This window comes from Pseudomonas sp. GM24, assembly GCF_000282235.1.
Taxonomy (GTDB): Bacteria; Pseudomonadota; Gammaproteobacteria; order Pseudomonadales; family Pseudomonadaceae; genus Aquipseudomonas.
In genome coordinates this window covers 23133-34434 of record NZ_AKJR01000215.1, presented here as the reverse complement: position 1 = coordinate 34434, position 11302 = coordinate 23133, and the positions used below count along the sequence as shown (strand labels likewise).

Annotated in this window: 12 protein-coding genes; 6 read left to right on the top strand and 6 right to left on the bottom strand. The window is 61.2% G+C overall.

Annotation, left to right across the window (positions count from 1 at the left end; genetic code table 11):
- Positions 1-18: 18 nt before the first annotated feature.
- Positions 19-792, bottom strand: coding sequence for a tellurite resistance TerB family protein (locus PMI23_RS23420; RefSeq protein ID WP_007919593.1), 774 nt, complete (start codon positions 790-792; stop codon positions 19-21).
- Between the two features lie 259 nt (positions 793-1051).
- Here PMI23_RS23420 and pcsA point away from each other — a divergent pair, with 259 nt between their 5' ends.
- Positions 1052-1774, top strand: coding sequence for a phosphatidylcholine synthase (pcsA, locus tag PMI23_RS23415; protein WP_007919592.1), 723 nt, complete (start codon positions 1052-1054; stop codon positions 1772-1774).
- A gap of 125 nt (positions 1775-1899) precedes the next feature.
- Here the strand turns inward: pcsA and PMI23_RS23410 are convergent, their stop codons facing one another.
- Together PMI23_RS23410 and PMI23_RS23405 are read right to left on the bottom strand one after the other, a co-directional pair.
- Complete coding sequence (locus PMI23_RS23410; RefSeq protein WP_007919589.1) at positions 1900-2712, bottom strand: class I SAM-dependent methyltransferase; 813 nt, start codon at positions 2710-2712, stop codon at positions 1900-1902.
- 33 nt (positions 2713-2745) lie between these two features.
- Positions 2746-3018: a DUF4242 domain-containing protein gene (locus tag PMI23_RS23405; RefSeq protein WP_007919586.1), complete on the bottom strand. Its 273-nt coding sequence runs from the start codon at positions 3016-3018 to the stop codon at positions 2746-2748.
- Positions 3019-3243: 225 nt separating this feature from the next.
- Here PMI23_RS23405 and PMI23_RS23400 point away from each other — a divergent pair, with 225 nt between their 5' ends.
- Positions 3244-3705: a GNAT family N-acetyltransferase gene (locus PMI23_RS23400; RefSeq protein ID WP_007919584.1), complete on the top strand. Its 462-nt coding sequence runs from the start codon at positions 3244-3246 to the stop codon at positions 3703-3705.
- Between the two features lie 17 nt (positions 3706-3722).
- Here PMI23_RS23400 and PMI23_RS23395 read toward each other — a convergent pair whose 3' ends face one another.
- Genes PMI23_RS23395 through PMI23_RS23385 form a run of 3 tightly spaced genes read right to left on the bottom strand, consistent with a single transcriptional unit; the run spans position 3723 to position 5519 of the window.
- Positions 3723-4934, bottom strand: coding sequence for a cytochrome c biogenesis protein DipZ (locus PMI23_RS23395; protein WP_007919582.1), 1212 nt, complete (start codon positions 4932-4934; stop codon positions 3723-3725).
- A 37-nt stretch (positions 4935-4971) separates the two neighbouring features.
- Positions 4972-5226, bottom strand: a complete 255-nt coding sequence (locus PMI23_RS23390; RefSeq protein WP_007919581.1) for a hypothetical protein — start codon at positions 5224-5226, stop codon at positions 4972-4974.
- Between the two features lie 29 nt (positions 5227-5255).
- The gene (locus tag PMI23_RS23385; protein WP_007919580.1) at positions 5256-5519 is read right to left on the bottom strand and encodes a DUF2790 domain-containing protein; all 264 of its coding nucleotides are present in this window, start codon (positions 5517-5519) and stop codon (positions 5256-5258) included.
- A 298-nt stretch (positions 5520-5817) separates the two neighbouring features.
- Here PMI23_RS23385 and PMI23_RS23380 point away from each other — a divergent pair, with 298 nt between their 5' ends.
- From PMI23_RS23380 to PMI23_RS23365, 4 genes are all read left to right on the top strand, one after another.
- Positions 5818-6558 (top strand): response regulator, encoded by a 741-nt coding sequence (locus PMI23_RS23380; protein WP_007919579.1) that lies wholly within the window; start codon positions 5818-5820, stop codon positions 6556-6558.
- Positions 6555-7862: an ATP-binding protein gene (locus PMI23_RS23375; RefSeq protein WP_007919578.1), complete on the top strand. Its 1308-nt coding sequence runs from the start codon at positions 6555-6557 to the stop codon at positions 7860-7862. The genes PMI23_RS23380 and PMI23_RS23375 overlap by 4 nt, the downstream gene beginning before the upstream one ends.
- Positions 7863-8102: 240 nt before the next feature.
- Positions 8103-10286, top strand: a complete 2184-nt coding sequence (locus tag PMI23_RS23370; protein WP_007919577.1) for a hypothetical protein — start codon at positions 8103-8105, stop codon at positions 10284-10286.
- On the top strand, positions 10273-11301 hold the full coding sequence (locus PMI23_RS23365; protein WP_007919576.1) for an NAD(P)/FAD-dependent oxidoreductase: 1029 nt from the start codon (positions 10273-10275) through the stop codon (positions 11299-11301). The genes PMI23_RS23370 and PMI23_RS23365 overlap by 14 nt, the downstream gene beginning before the upstream one ends.
- The last annotated feature ends 1 nt before the right edge of the window (position 11302 follow it).

The window sequence follows — 11302 nt, the reverse complement described above, 5'->3', positions numbered from 1 at the left end:
GATCTTTTGATGTTGCTTTCAGGCCTGACCTTTGGCCTGCTGTTCCAGATGCACCTGCAAACTCGGGTCGATCTGCAAGGCTGCTGCCAGCTCGTCCAGATAACTGCGCTCCGCGTCCCGCTGGTCATCCACGAGGATCACGCTGACCAGATACATCTCAGCGGCCATGGCCGGATCGCCTTTGGCCGCCTGCGCGACTTCGTTGGCGTCCAGCGGTTTCGAGACTTCGTCCTCAAACCATTGCTGCAATAGTGGGTCGTCGGTGTGTTTGCTGATTTCCCCACTGATCATCTGTTGTTCCCGGGCGTCGATCTCACCGTCAGCCTTGGCCGCCGCAATCAACGCGCGCAACACAGCATGGCTGTGCTCCTCGACTTCCGGGCCGGCAAGGAGGTTAGCCGTTTGCGGCGTTTGTTGCGGTGCCGAACTGGCCTGGCTGCGTTGCCAGGCCTGATACGCCTGGAACGCCATCATGCCCAACGACGCCAGCGCCGCATAATTGCTCGCGCCGGAGCGGCTTTGCGTGCTGCCACCGCCACCCAGTGCCCCACCCAATGCGCCGCCCAGACCGCCACCGGCACCGCCGCCGAGCAAACCACCGAGCAAACCACCTAATCCGCCCAGCCCCCCGGCTGCAGAGCCACCACGTGTGCCGGTGGAATCCGCGCCGCCGAGCAGGCCACCCAGCAACCCGCCTAAACCACCCAAACCATCGCCGGCAGACGCTGAAGATTGTTGACCTGCCGAGGCCTGGCCTCGCAGCAGTTGTTCAAGCAAATCGCTGGTGTTCATGACGTCATCCTCAAGCGTTGACAGTGACTGCGTCTGGCAACGATAGCCCCCTCAAGCCATAGCGCCAGCACCGTTTGGCTGACACTCAAGCGCCTGGCGGATTTCGCCCGCGTATTTTTTCGCCGGCCAGCTAAGATTGATCAGTGGTGAACCTTATCCCGGCCAGACCGGTCGATAGCTGCAACCCCGACCCGGTTTGCCGGCGCCCTGCTACTCAAGGGTGATACCCGGCTTGCTTCACTTTCTGGAGAACGCCCCCGTGATATCGACCGTACACATCGCCAGGCTCAAAGCATGGGGCGCCCATGGTTTTACTGCGACTGGCGTGGTCACTGCCTTTCTGGCCACCCTCGCCTTATTGGAAAACCAGCCGACCCATTGTCTGATGTGGCTGGGCGTGGCGCTGATTGTCGACGGCCTCGACGGCGCACTGGCGCGCAAGGTCAACGTGCAATCAGTGCTGCCGAGCTTCGATGGTTCGATCCTTGATCTGGTGATCGATTACCTGACATATGTATTCATTCCGGCATTGTTCATCTATCGCTACATTCCGCTGCCGGACTACACCCTGCTGCTGACCGTGTCGCTGATTCTGGTGTCGTCGCTGTTCTGCTTCTGCAATGTCAACATGAAGAGCAAGGACAACTACTTTGTCGGGTTTCCGGCGGCGTGGAATGTCGTCGCGCTGTGCCTGTACATCATCGGGCCGGGGCCGTGGATCACTTTTCTGACGGTGATTGGTCTGGCGCTGTTGACCGTGACGCGGATGAAGTTTTTGCACCCGTTCCGCGTACGCCGGTTCATGCCGATCAACATTGCGGTGACGGCAATCTGGCTGCTGTGCAGCCTGTCGCTGGTGCTCAACCACCCGGTGATCAACCCGTTGGTGATGGGCTTGTGGTTATTGATGTCGGCGTACTTTCTGGGGATCTGCATCTGGCGTACGGCGCTGGAGTGGTTTGATCGGCCGCAGGTGAAATAGACCCCAGAGCCAAACACACATCCAATGTAGGAGTGAGCCTGCTCGCGATAGCGGTGTATCAGTCGAAAAATATTCAGCTGACAGACCGCTATCGCGAGCAGGCTCACTCCTACAGGGATCTTCATTCAGCGCTTGGTGATCACCACCTCCAGATACTCACTCGGCACCACCAGCGAACCTTCCCCCGCCCGATTCAACCGATTGAGCAAATCCGCCAGATCACTCTCCAGCGCCTGCCCGCTCTCCGGCGGTAATGCCGCAAAGGCCTTGTGCACCGGCCCGTACCAATGGCGGAAAATATCGATGAAATGCGCGGCCGAGCGATAGCGAAAGTTGAACTCGCGCCGCGTCACGCGCAGCAGAAAATCACGGTCATCGAAATGCTTGTGCAGCCAGGCATCGGAGCCCCAATTGGAGGGCGGCTGGGCGCCGGCAGGCGGTGGCAGATGCCGGCCGAGGGTCTTGAACATCAGGCCAACAAAACCTTCCGGCGTCCAGTTGGCCAGACCAATGCGACCGCCACGGCGACAAACCCGGCCGAGTTCAGCAGCGGCCTTGTCCTGATCCGGGGCGAACATCACGCCAAAGGTCGACAGCACCGCGTCGTAACTCTCATCAGCGAACGGCAGTGCCTCGGCATCGGCAACTTGAAACGTCACGTCCAAATGCTCCGCCCGGGCCCGATCCTGCCCGCGCTCCAGCAATGCCGCGACGTAATCGGTCGAGGTGACCAGACAACCGCGCCGTGCCGCCGCCAGCGTCGCATTACCGTTGCCGGCAGCGACATCCAGTACCTCTTCGTCGCAACGCAGGTCGCAGGCTTCGGCGAGGTTTTCACCGACGATTTGCAACGTCGTACCGATCACGGCGTAGTCGCCACTGGCCCACGCGACTTTCTGGCGTTCCTTCAAGGCAGTCAGATCAATCGGGGTACTCATGACAGTGCGCTCCGCTACAAATTGGATCAGTGATTATTCGGCCGTAGTCGGGTCAATGACCGTCATCACCCGCGCCACACTGTTGGCAGGGAATCCACCGAGCCTGGCGTGTTCGCGCACCTGCTCTTCGTCAGGCGCGATGTACACGCAATAGATCTTGTCAGCGGTGACGTAGCTTTGCAGCCACTGCACCTTTGGGCCGAGTTCGCGCAATACGTCACAGGACTTGTGCGACACGGCTTTGAGTTCTGCTTCCGACAGCTTCCCGGCCCCTGGAATCTCGCGTTCAATCACGAATTTAGGCATGGCAACCTCGCGCTCTTGTTATAGGGCAAGGCCGGCAGTGACCCTGCTCACGCACTATCGCGCCGAGACCACGCGGCGTCCCTGCCAATCGTCTGGCAACCCTGTAAAACCAGGGGTTTGCCGATGAGCGGTGGAAATCTGTAAAGCGTCTGGAACACCTTGAGGATTGCCAAGGTTGGGGGATTGGTTTCTGATGCTCGCTCGCTTCTGGAACGGATTCGTCAGATGTCACTGAAAATTGATTGGCTCGCGCATCACATGCACCACAGCGACCACTATGCCCAATGGATTCACCAACAATTTCCCTACGAATACGTCGACCAACCACTGGCCGAATGGCAGCGTGAATTTGCCCTGGGCCAAGGCAATGGTGACTGGTCCTGCCTGATCGCCATGGACGGTGAACGTCTGGTCGGCGGCGCGGCGCTGGCACGCGATGACCTCGCCCTGCGCCCGGATCTCGGGCCTTGGCTGGCCTGCGTGTTCGTCAGCCCTGAAGCACGCGGGCAAGGGCTGGCGGAACGTTTGATTGAAGGGATTTGTCAGGAGGCGAAAGGCTGCGGCTTTGCACGCCTGTATCTGCACACACAGAACAAGCAGGACTACTACGCCAAGCGCGGCTGGCAAGTCCTGGAGCGTTTTCGCGCCTGGGACAACGAACAATGGCTCATGGTCCGCGACCTCTGAGCCATTGGTGTTGCTGATCAGGCCGCCGGCGCCTTCGCCTCCTGCAGCAACTGCTGGATCATCTGCTCCTGCGCTTCGTAGCGACCTTCGCCGAAGTGGCTGTAACGCACCTGCCCGTTGGCGTCGATCAGGTAATGCGCGGGCCAGTATTGATTATCGAAGTTGCGCCAGATCGCGTAGTTGTTGTCGATGGCCACCGGGTAGGTGATGCCGAGTTTTTTCACCTGTTCCTTGACGTTGTCGATGATCCGTTCGTAACCGTATTCCGGGGTGTGGACGCCGATCACCACGAGACCGTCCTTCTCGTATTTCTTCGCCCAGTCTTTGACGTACGGCAGGGTGTGCTGGCAGTTGATGCAGTCGTAGGTCCAGAAGTCCACCAGCACCACTTTGCCGCGCAGGGATTCAGCGCTCAGCTCGGGCGAGTTCAGCCATTGCACTGCGCCGCCCAGTGACGGCATCGCGCCTCTGCCCTCCTCCATCGGCGAGTCTGCGCGGACTTTGCTGACGAAGTAATCGACCACTTTCGGCACGTTTTCCAGAACGCTTTTTTCGACAATCGCCACACGCTCAGAGGAGGTGTTCGCCAGTAAGGTTTTGTCGAAGCCGGTAGCAATCACCGCTGCCGTCGCCAGTACCGCAATCCCGGCACCTCGGCGCAACCAGCCAGTAAACGGAATCGACGGTTTCAGGCGATTGACCAAACCGCGCCCGGTGAAAATCAACGTGCCCAGCGACAATGCACTGCCAGCGCCGTAGGCCAGCAGCAACAGGCTGGTCTGCGCGTTGGCGCCTTGCAGCATGGCACCGGTGAGAATCACCCCGAGAATCGGCCCGGCACAGGGTGCCCACAACAACCCCGTGGCCACGCCGAGCATGATCGAACCCATCGGCCCGGCCTTTTTCCGGGTGTCCGGGTCGAGACGGTTGCCGAGCATCACGAACGGTCGTGTCAGCCAGTCGCCGATGCGCGCCGAGATCAGCGACAGGGCGAACACGCTCATCACGATCAGCGCGGCGTAACGTCCGCTGTTGCTGGCCTGGATCACCCACTCGCTACTGACCACAGCGAGGCTTGAGATCAGCGCGAAGGTCAGGGCCATGCCACTTAAGGTCAGCAATATCGAAGCGCGACTGCGTTGGGCGCCGGCAAACAGAAACGGCACCACCGGCAGGATGCAGGGGCTGAGCACGGTCAGCAGACCGCCGAGGAATGCGATGAGGTACATAGTGAGTCACCCTTGATCAATGAATGTGACAAGCCATTCAGACGTTCTGGCTGTCCAGCCAATGGCTCTGCGGCGTGCGGCTGGCGCCGTTCTCGGCAAACATCTGGCCCTGCGGCGTGCGGCTGGAACCGTCCGCAGCAATCAAGCCATCGCTGCCCTGCTTGGCCACCGGCGTCAGTTGGAAGCAGGTGCTGCTGTGGCAGCTATGCTGTTCAACCGCGGCGTTGGCATGGGCGGCAACGCCGGCCAGGGAGAAGGCGATGGCGGTCAAAAAGCGCGATACGTTGTTCATGGCTGTTTCCTTCTATAAAGAGTGATGACTTAGTTGTCGTTGTTGCAGCCGTCGGCAAATTTGCTGTAATCGAGCACGCGGGTCTGACCGGCCGAATCGAGGTAGGTCATGCGTACCTCGACGATGCCGCAGGACACCGAGTTGTCCTGTTTCAGCGAGAGCACTTTCTGGATATCCCGGTGGGTGCCGTAGGTGTAGGTTTGCGGGGTGGCAGCGGCTTCGGCGCGGGCCGACAGCGTGCAGATGTTCAAGGCGGCAAACAGGCAGGCGGCAATGACGGATTTGTTGTTCATGGCGTTTTCCTCAAGGCTTCAGTGGGGTTTGAGCCGAGGCGATCTGTGTGGGCCTCGATGGAGCCTATTTGAGGCTCGCGAGGTATCGCGTCTGTGTCAGGAACAGGCGCGTTTCAATCGCTGTGTATCCCTGCCATCGGGGGATACACAGCGATACAAAACCCTGGAAAATTCGCGTTTTTGCGTTCCCGTGTATCCGCCGACACGGCAGATACACTGCAATACAAAGGCAGGCAGGCGAGTCATTGAAGGCTCTATAGACTGCACGGCATTCCCCTTCTGACTGAGGCTTGAACCGATGGATCATGTCGATCACATTCTCATCGTCGACGACGACCGCGAGATCCGTGAACTGGTGGGCAACTACCTGAAGAAAAACGGTCTGCGCACCACCGTGGTCGCCGATGGCCGGCAGATGCGCAGTTTTCTCGAAGCCAATACCGTCGACCTGATCGTGCTCGATATCATGATGCCCGGTGACGATGGTCTGCAGCTGTGCCGCGAACTGCGGGTGGGCAAACACAAGGCCACGCCGGTGTTGATGCTGACCGCGCGCAACGATGAAACCGACCGCATCATCGGCCTGGAAATGGGCGCCGATGATTACCTGACCAAACCGTTCGCCGCCCGCGAATTGCTCGCGCGGATCAACGCCGTGCTGCGCCGCACAAGGATGCTACCGCCGAATCTGGTGGTCACCGAGGCCGGGCGCTTGCTGGCTTTCGGCCGTTGGCAACTGGACACCTCGGCCCGTCATCTGCTCGACAAGGACGGCACCATGGTCGCCCTCAGCGGCGCCGAATACCGCTTGCTGCGAGTGTTCCTCGATCACCCGCAACGGGTGCTCAGCCGCGATCAACTGCTCAACCTGACCCAGGGCCGTGACGCGGATCTGTTCGACCGCTCGATCGATTTGCTGGTCAGCCGTTTGCGTCAGCGTCTGCTCGATGATGCGCGCGAGCCGGCCTACATCAAGACCGTGCGCAGCGAGGGCTACGTGTTCTCGCTGCCGGTCGAGATTCTCGGGGCGCCGGCATGAGCGTCAATCTGCACTGGCCGCGCACCCTCGCCTCACGCCTGTCGCTGATTTTCCTGATCGGCTTGCTGCTTGCGCAGGCGCTGTCGTTCGGCGCGCAGTATTACGAGCGTTACCAAAGCGCGAAAAACACCATGCTCGGCAATCTGCAAACCGACGTTTCGACCTCGATTGCAATCCTCGATCGCCTGCCTGGCGAAGAACGCCCTGCCTGGCTCGAGCGGCTGGCGCGAAAAAATTATGGCTACCTGTTGAGCGAGGGCGATCCGGGCACGCCGATCGAGCCCGGTGATGTGCCGGTGGCCGTCACCTCGATCACTGACGCAATCGGTGAACGCTATCCGCTGACCTTCACCGACATTCCCGGGCCGAAGAAACATTTTCAGGGCCATCTGCGCCTGAGCGACGGCAGCCCGGTGACCATCGACGTGCGCCCCGCGATGGTCCCGTTGTCACCCTGGTTGCCGGCGGTATTACTCGGCCAACTGGCGCTGATGATCGCCTGCACCTGGCTGGCCGTACGCATCGCGGTCCGCCCCTTGACCCGGCTGGCCAACGCCGTGGAAACCCTCGACCCCAACGCCCACCCGATCAACCTCGATGAAAGCGGCCCCACCGAAGTGGTCTACGCCGCGCGTGCATTCAACACGATGCAGGCGCGCATCGCTGCCTACCTCAAGGAGCGCATGCAATTGCTGGCAGCGATTTCCCATGACCTGCAAACGCCGATCACGCGGATGAAACTGCGCGCCGAGCTCATGGACGATTGCACCGAGAAAGACAAGCTGTGGAATGACCTCAGCGAGATGGAACATCTGGTGCGCGAAGGCGTTGCCTATGCGCGCAGCATCCATGGCTCGACCGAGGAAAGCCGCCGCACCAACATGGACTCCTTCCTCGAAAGCCTGGTGTTCGACTATCAGGACATGGGCAAGCAAGTGAACCTGGTGGGCAAGAGCGCGGCGGTCATCGATACTCGGCCCCATGCCTTGCGCCGTGTTCTGGTCAACCTGACCGACAACGCGCTGAAATTCGCCGGCGCCGCCGAAGTCTGGGTTGAAGCCAACAAGGGCAGCCTGGCGATCACCGTCATGGACCGCGGCCCGGGCATCGCCGACGCCGAACTGGCGCAGGTGCTGCAACCGTTCTACCGCGTGGAAAACTCGCGTAATCGCGATACCGGCGGCACCGGCCTGGGGTTGGCGATCGCCCAGCAACTGGCCATGGCGTTAGGCGGCTCGCTGACCTTGAGCAACCGCGAAGGCGGCGGGTTGTGTGCTGAGCTGAAGTTGCCGCTGCACCGCTGAACCTTTCAACGGCGTTGTTTAAATGCTACCAACCGGCGCCGGTCGGTAGCCTGCGCACCGCAGCGCCAATGCCTACAACCTCATCAGAATCCACCGACTGTGCGCCTTGGTCGTTGCGCTTATCGTTGTGCTGCCCGTTTCGCACTGATCACCACTGGTCGCGACTGTCAGATCTGACAGTGGCGAGTCAGCGCCGGGCTGCGGTTCCATGACGATTGGCCCAACCTGTCGAGGCGCAATATGAATCTGCTCGAATCCGTCACACAAGTGTGCAGGCGACTGGCGCCCGGCGGCTGGCATTCGTTGATGCTCGCGCATGGCCTGGACCTGCTCGCCGAACCGCTGGCGGCGGAATTGGGCAAACCGTTGAACGTCGACCGTTCACTACCCGGATTCGCCGACTTCGCTCGGGCCGGCAGCCGCGCAATCGAAGCCGGCGTACCGTCACGCAGCCTGCTGTATCACGCATTGGCTTCGCCACGGGTCATCAGCGATGAAAACGGCCAGACACTACAGCTGTTTCCCACACCTGCTGAAATCGAAACAGTGCTCGACTATGTCTACAGCGTCAGCCCGCCCACGCTCGACAGTTTGCGCAGCAAAGCGTTGGGCGCACCGTTGGCAATGGTCGCGTTCGCCAGTGAATATCGTTGCGCGGCCGACACCGTGCATGGCCGGCATGCCGATCTGTGTTTCTCGCGCACCGGTATCGCCCGCGTCGGCACCGCCCCCGCGCGCTATGACGCAAAACTGCGCAGCTTTTTGCCCTTCGTCGACGATGACCCTTACCGCATCCGAGTCATGCCGGTGCGCTACAGCGCCTACATCGCCGTCAAACTCAAAGGCGATGCCACGCGCTTCGGACCGATGGATTTTCAGGTGGAGCTCGATCCCGAACTGGATTTCTGGGTGCCGCTGCACAAGCTGTTCAACGGCGCACAGTGCCTGGAGGGCATGAACCTGACGGTGACGCTGGACAACCACCAGATCAACGAAAAACTGCGGCATATCCATTTACGCCACAGCGGCACCGGCTGGCAGGAGCCGCAGATCAGCCAGCCGCCCTTCGTCGTTACCGCCGACCTGGCGCATTGGGCAACAGTGACGGATGGCGGCCCGGGGCTGCTGTTACCCGTGGCCAAACCGCGGCTGGTCGAGCCGGCCGCGTACCAGGGTCAACCGTTGTCCTTTGTGATGCCGGCCAACAGTGGCGGCATGATTCACGGGCGTCACCGGGTCGAGGCGGATGGCAGTATCGAAGACCTGAACGAGTATGAAAATGTCGAAGAATTGCTGCGCCAGGGGGGTTACCGCGCCTTGCACTATCAGGACAGCACCGCCGATGGCTGGGTGCGGCCACGGTGCCCGGCGCTGGAAAAAAGTTTGCCGACAGTCGCGGCCTACTCGCTGATCGGCCCACCGGACTTCTATCCGCTGTGCAGCCAGCGCAACCTGTTGCGCTGGGTCAGCGACGAGCCGTCATTGCCGAGTACCGGTCTCTGGCACGCCCGACTGGAAGCGCTTTCCAATGTCCGCTACTGCGCCAACCTGCACTTGCAGGATCACCTGTTCTCCCCCGCCGATCGCGGGGTGAGTGCCATCGTCGCCCTCGCCGATCAATCCGACATTGTGCAATCCGAAGCCCCGCTACCGCCGCCATCACGGCCTACCTCACTGCCCGACGGCGCCGCCGGGGTGTTCGGGCCAGGCTGGGAGGTCGGCTGGGTTCGTCAGCGCACCGTGGACGAAGAATGGATCAACGTTCTCGCCGGTTATCAGATGGCCAGCCCGTTTCCCGAGGATGCAAAAATCTGTGCGGCGCTGGGGTCTTTCTGGCCCGGCGTGGCGCCGGACTCAGCGCGGGTCTTCGAGCCGCGCTCGACCCTGCACAGCATCATTCCCCTGACCGATGAGGACATCGGCATGGGCGGCGGTGTGGCCTGGGATAATCAGCGCGGCCCGCAACTGATCACGCATGACAATCGATTGATCGCCCGATACCACGCGTACGCCCATGCCGACTACACCCAAGTGGCTCTCGACAACCTGTTTTCCCTGGGCATGACCGGTCACACCTCGCAAACGGCGTATCAGCAACGCGTGCTATCGATGTATCGCGTGTACCGCGTGCTTGGCGCCGCCAACGACAAACAATTGCGCAATACATGGCCGCTGTTGTCGTTCATTGAAGTGCAGCGGCCGAATGCCGAACTGGACACCGCACAGGCGGAATCCGGGCAGGTCCTCGACGGCTGGGTGCAGCGCTTTTTGCTGTACAGACGCGGTGCCGTGCGGATCGCTGAAAGCGATTTCAGGTTGCGCGACGTCGAAGTCGAAGCGCTGGTGATTCTGTTGCTCGACGCCGATGCGATCCTGATCAAAACTGACGCGCTGCCGTGGCAGGTCGCCCATGCAGCATTTTGATGTCGTGATCGTCGGCGCCGGCCCTGCGGGGTGCGCAACGGCAATCAGTTGCGCCCGGCGTGGCTTGCACGTGGCTTTGATCGAACGGCAGGCGTTCCCACGATTTCGCCCCGGCGAAAGCCTGCATCCGGGCATCGAACCGTTGTTACGCCTGCTGGGGGTTGCCGAGCCCTTGTGTGGCCGCGCGGCCCGGCGCTTTGACGGTCACTGGGTAACGTGGAACGGCGCGCCGCATTTCAACGGTTTTGGCACCGATGACAGCGGCATTTGGCAGGGCTTTCATCTCGAGCGAGCCCTATTGGACGCAACGTTGCTGGCGCAAGCCGCTTCTTTGGGCGTAGAGGTCATCCAGCCCAGCCGGGCACGGCGGGTGCTGACGCAGGCTAACCGGGTGATCGGCGTCGACACCGACAGCGGCTGCCTTTACGCAAAATGCCTGATCGATGCGAGTGGCGCTCGCGACTGGCTCAGCCGCCAACTCGGCCTGACGACTCACAGTTGCTCCGCGCCACTGGTGGCTCGTTACGGCTACTTGCAAGGCTCTAACGCAGCCTATGCGACGACGGCACACTTGCTGGCCGACCCTGAGGGGTGGACGTGGATCGCCCAGGTTGAGGATCGTTTGCTGCACTGGACGCGCCTGACCTTCGAACGCAACACTCGGTCGGTGATGCTCCCTTCCACCCTGCAATCATTACCAGCGGTGGGTGCCGTGCGCGGCGCCGATGTGACCTGGCGCCTCACCCCGGCCGCCGCCGGGGCCGGTTATTTCCTGGTAGGCGATGCCGCCAACCGGCTTGATCCGGCGGCGTCCCACGGCGTACTCAAAGCGCTGATGAGCGGCATTCAAGCCGCGCAAGCCGTGGCGGATTTTCTGCGCCAACCGGCCTTGCAAGTGCCTGCCCAAATGCAATATCGGCAAAGGCTCATCGATGGGTTCACACGCGATGTGGCGCAACTGCGCAACTTCTATCGTCAGCATCCTTGCCCGCCGTCGTGGTTGCCTGCCCATTGAT